This is a genomic window from Microbacterium fluminis (assembly GCF_051549805.1).
Taxonomy (GTDB): Bacteria; Actinomycetota; Actinomycetes; order Actinomycetales; family Microbacteriaceae; genus Microbacterium.
The window spans coordinates 847,655-865,494 of the sequence record NZ_CP196042.1 but is presented as its reverse complement, the minus strand read 5'-3'; the positions used below and the strand labels follow the sequence as shown (position 1 = coordinate 865,494).

The window sequence follows — 17,840 nt, the reverse complement described above, 5'->3', positions numbered from 1 at the left end:
CGGTACACATCGCGCCGGGCGAGCCGTCGCCGTGCTCGCCGTAGGCTGATGCCCATGCACGGTGAGTACAAGGTTCCGGGCGGGAAGCTCGTCGTCGTCGACCTCGAGGTGCGCGACGGCCGCATCGCGGACTTCCACCTCGCGGGCGACTTCTTCCTCGAGCCCGACGACGCGCTCGCCGACATCGACGCCGCCGTCGCCGGGCTGCCGGTCGAATCCGACGTCACGCAGATCGCCGCGGCGGTGCGCGGAGCGCTCCCCGAGGGTGCGCAGCTGCTCGGCTTCACGCCCGAGTCTGTCGGCACGGCGGTGCGCCGCGCCCTCGTGACCGCGCCGGGGTGGCGCGACTTCGCGTGGGAGGTCGTGCACGACCGACCCGTCTCCCCGCGCATGAACCTGGCGCTCGACGAGGTGCTCACGACCCGTGTCGGCGACGGGCGACGCGCCCCCACGCTGCGGCTGTGGGAGTGGGACGAATCGGCCGTGGTGATCGGTTCGTTCCAGTCGCTGCGCAACGAGGTCGATCCCGAGGGCGCGGCCCGGCACGGGTACGACGTGGTCCGGCGCATCTCAGGCGGCGGCGCCATGATGATGGGCGCCAACTCGATCGTCACGTACTCGCTGTACGTGCCGGCATCCCTCGTCTCGGGCATGACGTTCGCCGATTCGTACGCCTTCCTCGACGACTGGGTGCTGCAGGCGCTGCGCTCGGTCGGGGTGGACGCGACCTACCAGCCGCTCAACGACATCGCCTCGCCGCAGGGCAAGATCGGCGGGGCCGCGCAGAAGCGGCTCGCCAACGGCGGGGTGCTGCACCACGCCACCCTCAGCTACGACATGGACGGTCAGGTGATGACCGAGGTGCTGCGCATCGGCCGCGAGAAGCTCAGCGACAAGGGCACGACCTCGGCCGCCAAGCGCGTCGACCCGCTGCGACGACAGACTGGGATGCCGCGCGAGGCGATCATCGAACGGTTCATCGAGACCTTCTCGACCCTCTACGGCGCGGTTCCAGGCCATATCACCGAAGAGGAATACGTCGAGGCGGAGGCGCTGGTGCAGTCGAAGTTCGCGACCGACGCGTGGCTGCGCCGCGTGCCGTGACCGAGCCTGTCCCGGGGCCGCTCGCCGAGCCGGTCCCGGCGTCGGCCACCGCACCCGGCTCGGTCGAGATCCACCTCGGCGACAACCTCGCCGTGACCGCCGACTTCGCCGATGCCACCTTCACTCTCATCTACCTCGACCCGCCGTTCAACACCGGCCGCGTGCAGGGCCGCGCCGTCGAGACCGCCCGCGCGTTCATAACTCCGGACGACCGAGACGCGCTCGCCGAGGCTCCCGCGGAACCACACTTCGCTCCCGCAGCCCCGGACCCAGCCGACCGGAGTTGTTCACAGAACAACGCCCCCGCCGTCCGCACCGGGTTCCACGGCCGCGACTACGCCCGCCTGCGCGGCGACCTGCGCACCTACGACGACCGCTTCGACGACTACTGGGGCTTCCTCGAGCCGCGGCTCGCCGAGGCGTGGCGGCTGCTCGCCGACGACGGCACCCTCTACGTGCACCTCGACTACCGCGAGGCGCACTACGCGAAGGTGCTGCTCGACGCGCTGTTCGGCCGCGACCGCTTCCTCAACGAGCTCATCTGGGCCTACGACTACGGCGCGAAGAGCCGCCGTCGCTGGCCCACGAAGCACGACACGATCCTCGTCTACGTCAAGAACCCCGACGCCTACTGGTTCGACTCCGACGCCGTCGACCGCGAGCCCTATATGGCACCGGGCCTGGTCACACCCGAGAAGGCCGAGCGGGGCAAGCTCCCCACCGATGTGTGGTGGCACACCATCGTGCCCACGAGCGGACGCGAAAAGACCGGGTACCCCACGCAGAAGCCGGAGGGCATCCTGCGGCGCATCGTCCAGGCATCCTCCCGCCCGGGTGACCGCGTGCTCGACTTCTTCGCCGGCAGCGGCACGACGGGCGCGGTCGCCTCCGCCCTCGGGCGCCACGCCGTGCTCGTCGACGCCAATCCCGAGGCGATCGCGGTGATGAGGCGACGGATGCCGCACGCCACCGTCGTGCTCGCCCCCGAGGCATCCGTCCGGCCCTAGCCTGGTCCCATGCGATTCGGAACCTTCATCCCCCAGGGCTGGCGCTTCGACCTCGTCGGCATCGAGCCGGCCGACCACTGGCGCGTGATGAGCGGGCTCGCGCAGCGCGCCGACGAGGGGCCGTGGGAGTCGCTGTGGGTCTACGACCACTTCCACACCACGCCGGTGCCGAGCGAGGAGGCCACCCACGAGGCGTGGACGCTGATGTCGGCGTTCGCGGCGGTGACCGACCGCATCCGCCTCGGTCAGATGTGCACGTGCATGGCGTACCGCAACCCCGCCTACCTCGCGAAGGTGGCCGCGACGGTCGACCTCATCTCGGGCGGACGCGTCGAGATGGGCATCGGCGGCGGCTGGTACGAGCACGAATGGCGCGCGTACGGCTACGGCTTCCCCGAGATCAAGGACCGGCTCGGGATGCTGCGCGAAGGCGTCGAGATCATGCATCAGGCGTGGACGACCGGCACCGCCACCCTCGACGGGAAGCACTATCAGGTCGACGGTGCGATCGTGCGCCCGCTGCCCGTGCAGGAGGGAGGCATCCCGTTCTGGATCGCCGGCGGCGGCGAGAAGGTCACCCTCAAGATCGCGGCGAAGTACGCGAGCTATACGAACTTCACCGGCTCGATCGAGGAGTTCGTGCACAAGTCCGAGGTGCTGCGCGGCCACTGCGAGGCGCTCGGCCGTGACGTCGACGAGATCACCCGTTCGTCCAACGCCAACACGATCGTCGCGGCGACCGAGGCCGAGGCGGACGACCGCCTCGCCGCCGTGATCGCCCGCCTCACCCCGCACGTGGGCGAGGAGCGCGCCGCGGGGATCGAGCGGGAGTACCGCGCGTCGCCGGGGTTCGGCACCCCCGAGCAGATCGTCGAGAAGCTCCAGGCGCGCGCCGACGTGGGCCTGGGCTACTCGATCCACTATTTCCCGGAGCACGCCTACGACCGGTCCGGCATCGAGCTGTTCGAGCGCGAGGTCATCCCCGCGCTCGCGTGACCGCCGCGCTCAGGCCTCGAGGGCGGGCTCGGCGGCGTCGAGGGCGGCCGCGCGATCAGCCGACGCGTCGATCCCGAGGGCGTGCAGCACGGCGGCGATGTCGGCGGCCATGTCGATGCTCGGATCCATCAGCCACTGCACCTGCAGGCCGTCGGTGATCGCCACGAGGATGCGGGCGAGTCGCTGCGGGTCCAGGTCGTCGGGCAGTCGTCCGCGCTGCTTGACCTCGGTCAGGACGGGCACGAAGAGACTGCGGATGTGCGCGGTGCGCGCCCGGAAGTAGTCGTGTCCGGCGTGGTCGGGGTCGCTCGCGGCGGCCGATACGTTCACGTAGAGGCGTACGAGCCCCGGCACGTCGGCGTTGTCTCGCACGAGCGCGAGGAACTCGTCGATTCCCGCGGGCTCCTGCTCCCGCGTGAAGGCGCGCGACTGCACCTCGTCGCGCTTGCGCAGCACCGACGTGAACAGCTCCTCTTTGCTGTCGAAGTAGTGCAGGAGCCCGGCCTGACTCAGGCCCACCGCCTCGGCGAGCTGGCGCACGGAGGCGCCGCTGTACCCCTCGCGCGCGATGACCTCCAGCGCCGTGCTGAGAATCTCCTCGCGCTTGGCGATCCCCTTGGCGTATGCCCCCCGACGTGCCATGTGCCGAAGATACCCGACTGCGCATGCAGGGAGCGCCGCGCGAGGGTCTCAGTCGTCGCGGTGGGCGCCGTCGGACGGTGTGACCGAGAAGACGGTCGGGGCGCGGAACCCGGCGTCGGAGAACGCGGCGCGGGCGGCATCCGTCACGTCCTGCACACGGTCTCGGGGAGTGAGCGCGATCGCCGCACCGCCGAAGCCGCCGCCGGTCATGCGTGCGCCGATCGCGCCGGCGCGCATGGCCGCCTCGACCGCCGCGTCGAGCTCGGGCACCGAGATCTCGAAGTCGTCGCGCATCGACGCGTGCGACGCGAGCAGCAGGTCGCCGATCGCGGTCGGTCCCTCGGCACGCAGCGTGCGCACCGTGTCGAGCACGCGCTGGTTCTCGGTGACGATGTGCCGCACCCGCCGGAACGTGACCTCGTCGAGCAGGTCGGCGACGCGCGGCAGGTCGTCGACCGACACATCGCGCAGCGCGGGAACGCCCAGCGCCGCCGCACCGCGCTCGCACGCGTCGCGCCGGTCGCGGTAGCCGCCGGTGGAGTGCGCGTGCTTCACGCCTGTGTCGATCACCACGAGCTCGAGGCCGGCGGCATCGAAGCCGAGATCGACGACCTCCGTGCGCAGCGAACGGCAGTCCAGGAAGATCGCGGCGTCGCGACGGCCGAGCATCGTGGCCATCTGGTCCATGATGCCGGTGGGTGCGCCCACGGCGTCGTTCTCGGCGGTGCGTCCCACGCGGGCGAGGGCGACCCGGTCGAGGCCGAGCCCCCAGATCTCGTCGAGCGCGGCGGCCGCCGCTCCCTCGATCGCCGCCGACGACGACAGCCCCGCGCCGACCGGCACGTCGGACGAGATCGCGAGATCGAGGCCGTTCAGGCGTGACGGATCGACTCCGGATGCCGCGACCGCCGCCCACGCGACGCCCAGCGGATACGCCGCCCACTCCGGCACCCCGGCTCCCGGGAAGAGGTTCGCGAGCCCGGCGAGGTCGGTCTCGACCGGTGTCTCCGCGAACGTGGAGGCGACCCGAAGTCGCCCGTCGGCGCGGGGTGCGGCGACCACGACGGTGCGCGGGTCGATCGCGAACGGCAGCACGAAGCCGTCGTTGTAGTCGGTGTGCTCGCCGATCAGGTTGACCCGGCCGGGGGCCGACCAGGTGCCGATCGGGTCGGCCGAGGTGAGCCCGGCCAGCAGCGCGCCGGCGCGGGAGGAGGCATCCGTCATCGTCCGATCGCCTCCTTCAGGCGGTCCGCCGCCGTCTCGGGCGGGACGTCGCCGATCCAGGCGCCCATGGCGGCCTCGGATCCGGCGAGGTACTTGAGCTTGTCGGCGGCCCGCCGCGGGGAGGTGAGCTGCAGGTGCAGCCGCACGGTGTCGCGCCCCACGTGTACGGGCGCCTGATGCCACGCGGCGATATAGGGCGTCGGGTCGCCGTAGAGCGCGTCGACGCCGCGCAGCAGGCGCAGGTAGAGTCCGGCGAGCTCGTCGCGCTCGTCGCTCGAGGTCGCGGCGAAGTCGGGCACGTGCCGCCGCGGGGCGAGGTGCACCTCCAGCGGCCAGCGGGCGGCGAAGGGCACGTAGGCGATCCAGTGCTCGCCCTCGAGCACGACGCGCGGGCCTTCCGACTCGAAGGCCACGATGCGCTCGAACAGGTCGGCACCCTCGCGCTCGATCGAGTTCAGCAGCAGTGTCGTTCGGGGGGTGAGATAGGGGTAGGCGTAGATCTGTCCGTGCGGATGCCGCAGCGTCACGCCGATCGCCTCGCCGCGGTTCTCGAACGGGAACACCTGCTGCACCCCCGGCAGCGCCGACAGCGCCGCGGTGCGGTCGGCCCACGCCTCGATGACGGTGCGAGCACGGGTGGGGGTGAGGGTGCCGAACGACCCCTCGTGCTCCGGCGAGAAGCACACCACCTCGCATCGACCGACCGAGTCGCGCGTGCGACCGAGCCCGGCGGCGTCGAGGTCGGCGAGGCTCTGCGGCGGGTCGGCGGCGGCCGGTGCGCCCGAGGTCTCCTGGGCCAGCGCGGGTCCGAACGACGGGGACTTGTTCTCGAACACGGCGACGTCGTACAGCGACGGGATCTCGGACGGGTTGCCGGGAGCCTGCGGCGCGAGCGGGTCGAGATGCGCGGGCGGCAGGAACGCGCGGTTCTGCCGAGCGGCGGCGATCGAGATCCAGTCGCCGGTGAGCACGTCGCGGCGCATCGACGCCGTGGCCGGGCGCGGGTCGAGCGTGCGGGCGTCGATCGACCGTTCGGCGGGGAGCGTCGTGCCGGGATCGTCGTAGTAGACGAGCTCGCGCCCGTCGGCCAGGCGCGTGGAGCGCTTCACGACGCCCGCGCCGAGGGTCTCGGGGGCGGCCGCGGAGGCGGGGGCCGATCCGGGCATGGGCGCGGCGGTGGGCTCGGTGCCGAACTCCGGTGTGTTCACGTCAACACGGTAGCGCAGGGGCGTGTTATCGTCAACACGTGAACAGCTTCCGGAGTTCCGTACGCGGAGATGCGGCGGTGAGCCCGCGCAGGGTGTCGATGGCCGACGTCGCGGTCGCGGCGGGGGTCTCGGGGCAGACGGTGTCGCGCGTCGTCAACGCGAGCCCGCGCGTCGACCCCGACACGCGGGCGCGCGTCGAGCAGGCCATGGCGACCCTCGGATACCGTCCGCATCGCGCCGCCCGAGCACTCCGCACCGGGCGCACCGGCACGATCGGGCTCCTGGTGTCGACCCTCGCGACGGTGGGCAACTCGCGCATGCTGCAGGCGGTGGCGGATGCCGCGGCATCCCGCGGCTATGCCCTCACGGTGGTGACGCTCACCGGGCCCGATGCGATCTCGGACGCGTTCGACCGTCTGCGCGATCAGGGGGTCGACGGGGCGATCGTGTTGAACGAGGCGACGGCGTTCGCCCGGGCGGCGCACGCGCCGTCGGGGTTGCGGCTGGTCGTCGTGGACACCCCGGCCGAGGGCCGCGCGCCCGGGGTCGGCGTGGTGCAGACCGACCACGCGGCGGGCGCCCGCGCGGCGACGGAGCATCTGCTCGGCCTCGGGCATCGCGCCGTCGACCACCTCGCGGGCCCCGCCGACTCGTTCGCGGCGGCCGAGCGCGAGCGGGGATGGCGCGAGGCGCTCGCCGCGGCCGGTGCGACCGGCGCGCTGCACCGCGGCGACTGGACGTCGCGGTCGGGATTCGAGCTCGCGCGGGGAGTCGAGGCATCCGTCCCCGCGCTCTTCGCGGCGAACGACCAGATGGCGCTCGGCGCGCTGCGCGCGTTCGCCGAGGCCGGGCGACGCGTGCCGGAGGATGTCGCGGTGGCCGGATTCGACGACGTCGAGGATGCCGCGCAGTACTCCCCGCCGCTGACCACCGTGCGGCAGGACTTCGACGACCTCGGCCGACGGGCCGTGGCCGCGCTCGTCGAGGTCATCGAGCACGACGCCGAGCCCGAGGCCGTGACGCTCACGCCGGCGCTCGTGGTGCGCGCCAGCTCGGTCCGGTAGCCCGCCCGCCGCCGCCCCGGGCCGGGCCGTGCACTCACCCTCACCCCGTCCAACGCCCGTGCGCTGGACGAGCGCCCCGGCTCTGTACCGTGCACCGCGGGGGCTTTCGTCGAGCGCACGGGCTTTCGGCGGCGAGGGGAGGGGGTCAGGCGGTCGCGCCCCGGCGGGCCTCCCAGCCGGTCCGGACCATGTCGTCGACCGACCAGCGCATCGCCCAGTCGAGGTCGCGCGCCGCGAGCTCTCCGGAGGCGACGATGCGGTCGGGGTCGCCGGGCCGGCGCGCGGCGATCTCGGGGGTGAAGTCGACGCCGGTCACGCGGGCCATGGCGTCCATGATCTGCCGCACACTGAGGCCGTCGCCCGAGCCGAGGTTGTAGGCGGCCTCGACCGGCTGACCGTTGTCGAGGCGCAGCGCCGCCGCGACGTGGGCGAGCGCGATGTCGGCGACGTGCACGTAGTCGCGCACGTTCGTGCCGTCGGGGGTGTCGTAGTCGTCGCCGTTGATCCGCGGCGTGCGCCCCTCGAGAAGCGCCTCGAACACGAGGGGGAAGAGGTTGTGCGGGCTGGTGTCGAACACGCCCGGATCGCCCGAGCCGACCACGTTGAAGTAGCGCAGCGAGGTGTGCCGCAGCGACGTGGCGATCCCCTGGTCGCGCAGCAGCCACTCGCCGATCAGCTTCGACTCGCCGTACGGCGAGGCGGGGGCCTTCGGGGTGCCCTCGGTGACGAGGGCCACGTCGGGCGTGCCGTACACGGCGGCGCTGGAGGAGAACACGATGGTCGCCACTCCGGCCGCCACCATCGCCTCGAGCACCGACCGGGTGCCCTCGACGTTCTGCGCGTACGTATGCAGGGGGCGCTGCACCGACACTCCCGCGTACTTGTAGCCGGCGACGTGGATGACGCCGACCGCCCCGTGCTCGCGCAGGGTCTGCTCGACGAGTGCGGTGTCGAGGATCGAGCCCTCGACGAACGGCACGCCCTCGGGCACGAACGACGCGTGCCCGCTGGAGAGGTCGTCGAGCACGACCGGGGACAGGTCTGCGGCGGCGAGCGCGCGCACGACGTGCGCTCCGATGTAGCCGGCACCGCCGGTCACGAGCCAGGACATGGAACTCCTCGAGGTGGATGCCGGGGGTCGGCGGCGTCGACGCGGATCGCCGTGGTCGCGGCACCCACGCTACCGCCCCGGTCCTGCTCCCCGAGCCCTCCCTCCCTTCTCGTCCAAAGCCCGTGCTCTGACCGAAAGCCCCCGGGATGAACCGGGCATCCCGGGGGCTTTCGTCCACGGCACGGGCTTTGGAAGGAAACGGGGTGCGGAAACGCGCGTGCGGCAGGATGAGCGCTATGGCCGTCGTGATCGCTGTGGACTCGTTCAAAGGCTCCCTCCTCGCCGCGGATGCCGCGGCGGCGCTGCGCGAGGGGTGGCACGAGGTCGACCCCGCCGCCGAGGTGCGGCTGCTTCCGATGGCCGACGGCGGCGAGGGCACGCTCGACGCCTTCGCCGCGGCGGTACCGGGCGCTCGCCGCATGCCGGTCACGGTGACGGGGCCGGACGGCACCGCGGTCGCGGCATCCTGGCTCCTGCTGCCGGACGGCACGGGTGTCGTCGAGCTCGCGAGCACCTCGGGCATAGAGCTGCTCGGGGGTGGGCTGCGCGGGATGGATGCCTCGACCATCGGCTTCGGCGAGGCGATCGTCGCCGCTCTCGACCATGGCGTGGAGCGGCTCGTGCTCGGGATCGGCTCCAGCGCGTCGACCGACGGCGGCATCGGCGTGCTCCACGCGCTGGGACTGGAGGCGACGGATGCTGCGGGCCGGCCGATCGCGGCGGGGCTCCGCGGACTCGCGACGCTCGCGGCCGTGGGGTCCGGAGCACTGCGGCCGCCGCCCGCGGGCGGGGTGGTCGTGCTCACCGACGTCACCCATCCGCTCCTCGGTCCGACCGGTGCGGCCGCCGTCTTCGGGCCCCAGAAGGGACTCGGTCGCGACGACATCGCCCTCGCCGACGCGGCCCTCGCCCGCTGGGCGGCGATGGCATCGCCGACCGACGCCTTCGCCGCGGAGCCCGGCGCCGGAGCGGCCGGCGGCACCGGCTACGCGCTGCGCGTCTGGGGCGCCGAGCTGGTGCCCGGCGCGGTGGCCGTCGCCGACCTGATCGGTCTCGACGAGGCGGTGGCCCGGGCATCCGTCGTCGTCACCGGCGAGGGGTCGTTCGACGGACAGTCCGCCGCGGGCAAGGCGCCCGCGCACGTCGCCGCGCTCGCCGCCGCGCGGGGCGTGCCGGTGGCGCTCGTGGCGGGGCGGATCGCTCCGGATGCCTCCACGGACGCCTTCTGCGCGACGGTCTCGCTCACCGATCTCGCCGGATCGGCTGAGGCGGCGATCTCCGACCCGGAACGGTGGCTCCGTGCGGCGGGGGAGCGGCTGGCAGGCACGGTCTGAGGGGTAGTCGCAGGGCCCCCTTCACCGGGCCGAAGCCGCCCGAGCGGGTCATGGGTGTCGCGAGAATGGAGAGACCACCCGATCTCTCGCGAAGGAACCCATGTTCACGGTCAACGCCTACGCCGCCCCCTCCGCCACCGAGCCGCTCGTCCCCACCACGATCGAGCGACGCGACCTCGGCCCGAAGGACGTGCTCATCGCCATCGCCTACGCGGGCATCTGCCACTCCGACATCCACACCGTCGCGGCGACTGGGGTCCGATCACCTATCCGCAGGTGGTCGGTCACGAGATCGTCGGCACCGTCGAGGCCGTCGGATCCGAGGTCACTCTGCACGCGATCGGCGACCGGGTGGGTGTCGGCTGCATGGTGAACTCGTGCCGCGAGTGCGAGAACTGCCTCGCCGGAATGGAGAACTACTGCCTGAACGGCAACACCCAGACCTTCACGTCCGTCGATCGCGACGGCACGATCACCCAGGGCGGCTACTCCGAGAAGATCGTCGTGGTGGAGGACTTCGTGCTGCGGGTGCCCGAGGCGATCCCGTACGAGGCGGCTGCTCCGCTGCTGTGCGCCGGCATCACGACGTACTCGCCGCTCGCGCACTGGAACGCCGGCCCGGGCAAGAAGGTCGCCGTCGTCGGCCTGGGCGGACTCGGCCACCTGGCCGTGAAGATCGCGCACGCGATGGGCGCTGAGGTCACGGTGCTCTCGCAGTCGCTGCGCAAGAAGGACGACGGCCTCGCGATGGGCGCGGACCACTACTACGCCACGAGCGACCCCGAGACGTTCCGGACGCTGCGCAATACCTTCGATCTCATCATCAACACCGTCAGCGCGCCGCTCGACCTCGACGCGCACCTGCGCCTGCTCGCCCTCGACGGCACGATGGTCAACGTCGGGGCGCCGGCCGAGCCGCTTCCGCTGCACGTTTTCACCCTGTTCGGCAACCGCCGCTCCTTCGCGGGGTCGGGGATCGGCTCGATCGCCGAGACGCAGGAGATGCTCGACTTCTGCGCCGAGCACGGGATCGCGCCCGAGATCGAGCTGATCGAGGCATCCGGGATCAACGACGCCTACGAGCGGGTCCTGTCCTCCGACGTGCGCTACCGCTTCGTGATCGACGCAGCGTCCTTCGCCTGACCCGACCCCCCTCGGGGTGAGACTGCTCTCCCGCATCGAGACACCGGCGCTCCGCCGTGGTCTCGATGCGGGAGTGCAGTCTCACCGAGGGCGTGGGGCGTGCGTCAGGCGCCGAGCGCGGCCGAGACCACGGCGCGGGCCTCGGCCTGCACCTCGGCGAGGTGCTCGGGGCCGCGCAGCGACTCGGCGTAGAGCTTGTAGACGTCCTCGGTGCCCGAGGGCCGCGCGGCGAACCAGGCGTGCTCGGTCTGCACCTTGAGCCCGCCGATCGCCGCGCCGTTGCCCGGTGCGTGCGACAGCTTGGCCGTGATCGGCTCGCCGGCCAGCTCGGTCGCGGTGACCGCCTCGGGCGCGAGCTTGCCCAGCTTCGCCTTCTGCTCGGGAGTCGCCGGAGCGTCCACCCGTTGGTAGGCGGAGGCACCGAACTCGGCCTCGAGCTCGGCGTAGCGCTGCGACGGGGTCTTGCCGGTCACGGCGAGGATCTCCGAGGCGAGGAGGCACAGCAGGATGCCGTCCTTGTCGGTCGTCCACACCGAGCCGTCCTTCCGCAGGAACGACGCACCGGCCGACTCCTCGCCGCCGAACGCGACCGAGCCGTCGAGCAGGCCGGGCACGAACCACTTGAAGCCCACCGGCACCTCCAGCAGCGTGCGGCCGAGAGACGCGGCGACCCGGTCGATGATCATCGACGACACGAGGGTCTTGCCCACCGCGGCATCCGTCGGCCATCCCTCGCGGTGCGAGAACAGGTAGTCGATGGCGACGGCGAGGTAGTGGTTGGGGTTCATCAGCCCGGCGTCGGGGGTGACGATGCCGTGCCGGTCCGCGTCGGCGTCGTTGCCGGTGAGGATGTCGTACTCGTGGCGTCGCTCGACGAGCGACGCCATCGCGCTCGGCGACGACGGGTCCATGCGGATCTTCTCGTCCCAGTCCAGCGTCATGAACCTCCACGTCGGGTCGACGTCGGGGTTCACCACGGTGAGGTCGAGGCCGTAGACCTCGGCGATGAGCGCCCAGTACTCCACGGACGCTCCGCCCAGCGGGTCGGCGCCGATCCGCACGCCGGCCTTCTTGATCGCGTCGACGTCGATGATGTCCACCAGGTCGCGCACGTACGCGTCGCGGAAGTCGTACGCGCCGAGCGCGTCGCCGTCGATGTCCTTGAACGGGGTGCGGCGCACGCCCTCGAGCCCACCGGCGATGAGCTCGTTGGCGCGATCCGCGATCCACCCGGTGGCGTCGGTGTCGGCCGGGCCGCCGTTCGGCGGGTTGTACTTGAAGCCGCCGTCGCGCGGCGGGTTGTGGGAGGGCGTGACCACGATGCCGTCGGAGCGGCCGGGATCATCCAGCGCGCGGCCCTTGTTGTAGGCGAGGATCGCGTGGCTGAGCGCCGGCGTCGGCACCCACGCGTCGCGCGAGTCCAGACGCACGTCGACACCGTTCGCGACGAGCACCTCGACGGCGCTCCGCTCGGCCGGGAGCGACAGGCCGTGGGTGTCGCGACCCAGGAACAGCGGGCCCGCGATGCCCTGGGCATTGCGGTAGTCCACGATCGCCTGGGTGGTGGCGAGGATGTGGTCCTCGTTGAAGCTGGTGCTCAGCGACGACCCGCGGTGGCCGCTCGTGCCGAAGGCGACCCGCTCGGCGGGCACCGAGGCATCCGGTTTCCGGTCGTAGTAGGCGGCGATCAGCTCATCGACGTCGATGAGATCGGATGCTTCGGCGGGCTGTCCTGCGCGGCTCATGACCCTAGTCTGCATGCTCGCCCCGGCCCGCGACAGCGTCCGGCGACTCGGATCGGAACGGCGCCTCGCCGGCGCAGGCCACGAGCGCGTCGAGCGCGACCTGGAGTGCGGGGGAGTCGGCCTGTGTGCGGCGATGGATCGCGAGCACGTCGCGGGTCGAGGCGGGCTCGGCGGTGGGGATCGCGACCAGGTCGGGGCCCAGCTCGCCGCGTCCGAGCCGCGGCACGAGCGCGACCGCGAGCCCCGCCCGGGCGAGCTCGAGGTGGTTCTGGAACTCCATCGACTCGTGCACGATCCGCGGCGCGTTCGGCACCCCGTCGAACAGTCTTCGCAGCCACTGCCGGCAGATCGTCGCCTCGAACGTCGCCACCCACCGCTCGTCGGCGAGCTCCGCCGGGTGCAGCACGGTGCGGTCCGCGAGCGGGTGATCGCGGGGGAGGATCACGTCGGCGACGTCGGTGAACAGGGGCGTCGCGATGAGGTGGTCGGGCATCGCGAGCGCGACACCGCCCCACCGGTGCACCACGCCGAGGTCGCGCTGACCCGATGCCACCAGGGCGATCGTCTCCCACGGCTCGCTCTCGCGAAGGGGGAGGCGGAGGTCGGGATGCCGCGCGGCGAGCTCCGCGAGCACGGGGGTCACCAGACCCCGCACCACGGTGGAGAACGCGGCGACCCGGATCTCGCCGACGACGCGGGCGTCCTCGCCGGCGGCGTGCTGCAGGTCGGCGCGGAGCCGCTCGAGATCGGCGAGGATCGGGGAGGAGGCGACCACGAGCCGCGAGCCCGCGTCGGTGAGCACGACCCCGCGCCCGACGCGCTCGAGGAGCGCGACCCCCGTCTCGCGCTCGAGCCGCTTCACCTGCTGCGAGACCGCCGACGGTGTGTAGCCCAGCGCGGCGGCGGCGGCCACGACGCTCCCCTGCGTCGCCACGGCGCGAAGGGAGACGACGGCGTCCAGATCGATCATGAAGGGATGCTACGTGATCGAGCACACAATCATTCGCTGGTGCTTCACCGATCGATCGACTCGAATGGAGACGTGAGCAGACGCGACATGATCCTGGCCGCGACGGTGGCGTCCCTGTGGGGCTTCAACTTCGTCGTCATCGACTGGGGGATGCGCGGCATCCCTCCCCTCCTCTTCGTCGCGATCCGCTTTCTCGTGGTCGCGGCCATGATCGTGGTGGTGCCGCGTCCCGCGGCGTCGTGGCGCACCATCGTGGGCGTCGGGCTGTTCATGAGCCTCGGGCAGTTCGGGCTGCTGTACACATCGATGGCGCTGGGGCTGCAGCCGGGCCTGGCTGCTCTCCTCCTGCAGGCGCAGGCGGTGTTCACGATCGTGATCGCGGCGGGCGTGCTGCGCGAGCGCCCCACCCCGATGCAGGTCGCCGGTGTCGCCCTGGGGGTGATCGGACTGGCCGTGGTCGCGGCGGGCCGTGGCGGCGACGCCCCGGCGCTCGCCGTGGCGCTCGCGCTCGCCGCCGCGCTCTCGTGGGCGATCGGAAACGTCATCTCGCGGCGGGCGGGCGTGGTGAGCGGCCGCGGCCGGCTCGGCTCCCTGTCGCTCACCGTGTGGTCGGCCCTGGTGGTGCCGGTGCCCGCCCTGGCCCTGTCGTTCGCGGTCGAGGGCCCGGCCGTCGTCGTCGGGGGGATCGCGGCGTTCGGCGGCCGCGCCGCGGTCTCCACGTTCTATACGGCGGTGCTGTGCACGATCATCGGCTATGCGATCTTCAACGGGCTGCTCGGCCGCAACCGCTCGGCCGCCGTGGTCCCCTGGGTGCTGCTCGCGCCGGTCGTCGCGATGGCGTCGGCCGCGCTGCTGCTCGGTCAGATCCCGACGGTCGCCGAGGTCGCCGGCGGCGTGCTGCTCGTCGGCGGCGTGCTCGTCGCGAGCCTCCGTCGCCGCGGGGGCGCTGTGCCGCCCGCGTCATCGGTCGCCGCGCCCGTCCCCGCACCGACCACGCCGAGGGGGCGCGCGCATAGCTAGGCTGAGCCGGGTGACCTCAGACCTCCTGCCCGCGCGCCGCACCTACAGCTTCCTGGGCCCCGCCGGCACCTTCACCGAGGCGGCGCTCGCGCAGGTCCCCGAGGCGCGCGACCAGGTGTGGCGCCCGGTGCGCAACGTCGGCGAGGCGCTCGCCGACGTCGTCGAAGGACGCTCCGACGCCGCGATGATCGCGATCGAGAACTCCGTCGACGGCGGGGTCTCGACCGCGCAGGACGCGCTGGCCACGATCCCGGGGCTGCGCATCGTCGGCGAATACCTCGTTCCCGTCGACTTCGTCCTCGTCGCCCGGCCGGGCACGCGTCTCGAGGATGTGTCGCTGATCGCCGCGCACCCCGTCGCCTACGCGCAGTGCCTGCAGTGGCTGAGCCGCGAGCTGCCCGCCCATGCGCACCTGCCCGCCGCCAGCAACGTCGCCAGCGCGATGGGCCTGCTCGACGGATCGAGCGATGCGGATGCCGCGATCGCCCCGCCCGGGATCCTCGAGCACCACGACCTCGAGCCCCTCGCGGACCACATCGGCGACAACCCCGACGCCGTGACGCGCTTCGTGCTGGTCGCGCGCACCGTGGCGCCCGCCCCGCCCACCGGCGCCGACAAGACCTCGCTCATCGTCGAGCTGCCCGAAGACCGCCCGGGTTCGCTTCTCGACATGCTCGAGCAGTTCGCCACCCGGGGCATCAACCTCTCCCTGCTGGCCTCGCGGCCGATCGGCGACGCTCTCGGCCGCTATCGCTTCGTGATCGACGCGGACGGTCACGTCGAGGACGAGCGGATGGCCGACGCCCTGCTGGGGCTGCGCCGCTTCAGCCCCCGGGTGCTGTTCCTCGGCTCGTACCCGCGTGCCGACCGTGCCGTGGTGCACTACCCCGAGCGGTACGCCGACGAGATCTTCGTCGAGGCGCGCGACTGGCTCCGCGGTCTCGTCAGCGGCGAACCGGAGACATGACCGGCCGACCGCGGCTTCGACCCGCCCTGTCCGCATGGGGCAGACTCGGGCGGGAGGAGGCATCCGATGAACATCGAAGGTTTCGAACTGCGGCGCGTGGCGATGCCGCTGGTGTCGCCGTTCCGCACGTCTTTCGGCACGCAGACCGCGCGCGACATCCTGCTGGTCAAGGCGGTGACGGATGCCTCGGAAGGCTGGGGCGAGTGCGTCAGCCTGCACGACCCGCTCTACTCGCCCGAGTACACCGAGGGCGTCGTCGACGTGCTGAAGCGGTTCGTCCTTCCGGCGCTCGGCGCCGCGCGGATGCGCACGGCCACGGCGGTGGCGCCGGCGCTGCACGCGTTCAAGGGGCACCGCATGGCGAAGGCGGTGGTGGAGACCGCGGTGCTCGACGCCGAGCTGCGCGCCGAAGGACGCTCCTTCGCCCGTGAGCTGGGCGGGGTGCACGACCGCGTGCCGTGCGGGGTGTCGGTCGGGATCATGGACACGATCCCGCAGCTGCTCGACGCGGTCGGCGGATACCTCGACGCCGGCTACGTGCGCATCAAGCTCAAGATCGAGCCGGGGTGGGACGTCGAGCCGGTGCGCGCGGTGCGCGAGCGGTTCGGTGACGACGTGCTGTTGCAGGTCGACGCGAACACCGCCTACACGCTGCGCGACGCGCGGCAGCTCGCGAAGCTCGACGACTTCGACCTGCTCCTCATCGAGCAGCCGCTGGAGGAGGAGGACGTGCTGGGCCACGCCGACCTCGCGAAGCTCGTGCGCACGCCGATCTGCCTGGACGAGTCGATCACGTCGGCCCAGACGGCCGCCGCCGCGATCCGCCTGGGCGCCACCTCGGTGATCAACATCAAGCCGGGGCGCGTGGGCGGCTATCTCGAGGCGCGCCGCATCCACGATCTCGCCGTGGCGCACGGGATCCCGGTCTGGTGCGGCGGCATGGTCGAATCGGGCCTCGGCCGTGCGGCGAACATCGCGCTGGCGTCGCTGCCGGGCTTCACGCTCCCCGGCGACGTGTCGGCGAGCGATCGCTTCTACGCCACCGACATCACGCCGCCCTTCGTGATGCAGGACGGCCACCTCGAGGTGCCCACCGGGCCGGGGCTCGGCGTCGAGCCGGTCCCGGAGATCCTCGAGGAGTTCACGACCGCGACGGAGTGGATCCCCGTCTGACGCGCGGACCTCAGCGGGCGACCGCGACTGCGGCCAGCAGTTCGAGCGTCTGGACGCGGGCGGGCGAGGCATCCATCGGCTCGCCCTCGTAGGCGCCCGCGATCGGAGAGACCATCACCTCGTCGACGCCGTGCCGGGCGGCGAAGGCCGACAGCTCGGCGGCGACGTCCGGACCGGTGCCGATGAACCACTTCGCGCGCGTCGCGGTCATCACCGAGCGGGCGAGGCCGTCGAAATCGGCTTCGCCGGCGATGGACGCCTCGACGGACTCGAGCGGAACGAGCGGCATGTTGGAGCGCAGACGCGCCATCATGCGCAGCTGAGGGAGCGCGCGCTCCTCCGCCTCGGCGGCGGTCGGCGCGGCGACGACGTTCACGGTGAGGAAGGTGCGCGGCTCGGGGTGGGCCTCGGTCGCCTGGAAGCCGGAGCGGTACAGGTCGAGGGCGCGCTCCAGGCCCTCGCCGGAGAAGTGGTTCGCGAACACGTACGGCAGGCCGAGGCTCGCGGCCAGCCGCGCGGAGTAGTCGCTCGATCCCAGCAGCCACACCTCGGGCACACCGGTCGCGGCGGGCGTGGCGCGCACGCTGTAGTCGCGGCCGGAGGTGAAGCGGAGCGTCGCCCCGTCGGCCGAGACCAGCGCCATGATGTCGGCGACGTGGTCCGGGAAGCGGTCGACGTCGCTCGTGGTGCCCGACTGGCGCAGCAGCTGCGTGATGACGGGGTCGCTGCCGGGGGCGCGGCCGATTCCGAGGTCGATGCGTCCCGGAGCGATCGCCTCGAGTGCGGCGAACTGCTCGGCCACGATCAGCGGCGCGTGGTTGGGCAGCATCATCCCGCCCGAGCCGACGCGGATGCGCGTCGTGCGGGCCGCCGCGGCGGCGATCAGCACGGGCGGCGTGGTGGAGGCGACCGCGGGCATGTTGTGGTGCTCGGCGAACCAGTAGCGCCGGTAGCCGGCGGCGTCGGCGCGGGCGGCGAGGTCGAGGGATGCCGCCACCGCCTGTGCGCTCGTCTGACCCGCGCGCACGGGCACGAGGTCGAGGACGGACAGGGCCGGTGTCGAGGTGCTCATCACGGGGTGCAACGTCCGCATGCGTGGCGGGTATTCCGGCGTCGCCGTGCAGAACTCCTC

The 17,840-nt window shown here is 72.4% G+C and carries 15 protein-coding genes and 1 pseudogene; 9 read left to right on the top strand and 7 right to left on the bottom strand.

Annotated elements, in window-relative coordinates; translation table 11 throughout:
• Positions 1-54: 54 nt before the first annotated feature.
• Genes ACSJDX_RS04150 through ACSJDX_RS04140 form a run of 3 tightly spaced genes read left to right on the top strand, consistent with a single transcriptional unit; the run spans position 55 to position 3,107 of the window.
• Positions 55-1,104, top strand: a complete 1,050-nt coding sequence (locus ACSJDX_RS04150) for a lipoate--protein ligase family protein (RefSeq protein ID WP_438354315.1) — start codon at positions 55-57, stop codon at positions 1,102-1,104.
• Complete coding sequence (locus tag ACSJDX_RS04145) at positions 1,101-2,111, top strand: DNA-methyltransferase (protein WP_438354314.1); 1,011 nt, start codon at positions 1,101-1,103, stop codon at positions 2,109-2,111. The genes ACSJDX_RS04150 and ACSJDX_RS04145 overlap by 4 nt, the downstream gene beginning before the upstream one ends.
• Before the next feature lie 9 nt (positions 2,112-2,120).
• Positions 2,121-3,107 carry an LLM class F420-dependent oxidoreductase gene (locus tag ACSJDX_RS04140; protein WP_438354313.1) on the top strand — a complete coding sequence of 329 codons (987 nt, stop codon included), beginning with the start codon at positions 2,121-2,123 and terminating at the stop codon, positions 3,105-3,107.
• Between the two features lie 9 nt (positions 3,108-3,116).
• Here ACSJDX_RS04140 and ACSJDX_RS04135 read toward each other — a convergent pair whose 3' ends face one another.
• Genes ACSJDX_RS04135 through galT form a run of 3 tightly spaced genes read right to left on the bottom strand, consistent with a single transcriptional unit; the run spans position 3,117 to position 6,181 of the window.
• On the bottom strand, positions 3,117-3,749 hold the full coding sequence (locus tag ACSJDX_RS04135; RefSeq protein WP_438354312.1) for a TetR/AcrR family transcriptional regulator: 633 nt from the start codon (positions 3,747-3,749) through the stop codon (positions 3,117-3,119).
• Positions 3,750-3,797: 48 nt separating this feature from the next.
• Entirely contained in the window at positions 3,798-4,973 is a 1,176-nt protein-coding gene (gene galK, locus ACSJDX_RS04130; RefSeq protein ID WP_438354311.1) for a galactokinase, read from the bottom strand.
• Positions 4,970-6,181, bottom strand: a complete 1,212-nt coding sequence (gene galT / locus ACSJDX_RS04125) for a galactose-1-phosphate uridylyltransferase (RefSeq protein WP_438354310.1) — start codon at positions 6,179-6,181, stop codon at positions 4,970-4,972. Before galT ends, galK begins: the two co-directional genes overlap by 4 nt.
• A 98-nt stretch (positions 6,182-6,279) precedes the next feature.
• Here galT and ACSJDX_RS04120 point away from each other — a divergent pair, with 98 nt between their 5' ends.
• Positions 6,280-7,245: a LacI family DNA-binding transcriptional regulator gene (locus tag ACSJDX_RS04120; protein WP_438354930.1), complete on the top strand. Its 966-nt coding sequence runs from the start codon at positions 6,280-6,282 to the stop codon at positions 7,243-7,245.
• A 145-nt stretch (positions 7,246-7,390) separates the two neighbouring features.
• Here the strand turns inward: ACSJDX_RS04120 and galE are convergent, their stop codons facing one another.
• On the bottom strand, positions 7,391-8,356 hold the full coding sequence (galE, locus tag ACSJDX_RS04115) for a UDP-glucose 4-epimerase GalE (protein WP_438354309.1): 966 nt from the start codon (positions 8,354-8,356) through the stop codon (positions 7,391-7,393).
• A gap of 236 nt (positions 8,357-8,592) precedes the next feature.
• On the opposite strand from galE, the gene ACSJDX_RS04110 reads away from it, so the two are divergent.
• Together ACSJDX_RS04110 and ACSJDX_RS04105 are read left to right on the top strand one after the other, a co-directional pair.
• Positions 8,593-9,690 carry a glycerate kinase gene (locus ACSJDX_RS04110; RefSeq protein ID WP_438354308.1) on the top strand — a complete coding sequence of 366 codons (1,098 nt, stop codon included), beginning with the start codon at positions 8,593-8,595 and terminating at the stop codon, positions 9,688-9,690.
• A 100-nt stretch (positions 9,691-9,790) separates the two neighbouring features.
• Positions 9,791-10,833: pseudogene (locus ACSJDX_RS04105) on the top strand (NAD(P)-dependent alcohol dehydrogenase).
• Between the two features lie 104 nt (positions 10,834-10,937).
• Here the strand turns inward: ACSJDX_RS04105 and pgm are convergent.
• Positions 10,938-12,578, bottom strand: a complete 1,641-nt coding sequence (gene pgm, locus ACSJDX_RS04100) for a phosphoglucomutase (alpha-D-glucose-1,6-bisphosphate-dependent) (protein ID WP_438354307.1) — start codon at positions 12,576-12,578, stop codon at positions 10,938-10,940.
• A gap of 4 nt (positions 12,579-12,582) precedes the next feature.
• Positions 12,583-13,548: a LysR family transcriptional regulator gene (locus tag ACSJDX_RS04095; RefSeq protein WP_438354306.1), complete on the bottom strand. Its 966-nt coding sequence runs from the start codon at positions 13,546-13,548 to the stop codon at positions 12,583-12,585.
• A 72-nt stretch (positions 13,549-13,620) separates the two neighbouring features.
• On the opposite strand from ACSJDX_RS04095, the gene ACSJDX_RS04090 reads away from it, so the two are divergent.
• From ACSJDX_RS04090 to menC, 3 genes are all read left to right on the top strand, one after another.
• The gene (locus ACSJDX_RS04090) at positions 13,621-14,568 is read left to right on the top strand and encodes an EamA family transporter (protein ID WP_438354305.1); all 948 of its coding nucleotides are present in this window, start codon (positions 13,621-13,623) and stop codon (positions 14,566-14,568) included.
• Positions 14,569-14,578: 10 nt separating this feature from the next.
• Complete coding sequence (pheA, locus tag ACSJDX_RS04085) at positions 14,579-15,535, top strand: prephenate dehydratase (protein WP_438354304.1); 957 nt, start codon at positions 14,579-14,581, stop codon at positions 15,533-15,535.
• 66 nt (positions 15,536-15,601) lie between these two features.
• The gene (gene menC / locus ACSJDX_RS04080) at positions 15,602-16,708 is read left to right on the top strand and encodes an o-succinylbenzoate synthase (RefSeq protein ID WP_438354303.1); all 1,107 of its coding nucleotides are present in this window, start codon (positions 15,602-15,604) and stop codon (positions 16,706-16,708) included.
• 10 nt (positions 16,709-16,718) lie between these two features.
• On the opposite strand, the gene ACSJDX_RS04075 is transcribed toward menC, so the two are convergent.
• Positions 16,719-17,780: an MsnO8 family LLM class oxidoreductase gene (locus tag ACSJDX_RS04075; RefSeq protein ID WP_438354929.1), complete on the bottom strand. Its 1,062-nt coding sequence runs from the start codon at positions 17,778-17,780 to the stop codon at positions 16,719-16,721.
• Between the last annotated feature and the right edge of the window lie 60 nt (positions 17,781-17,840).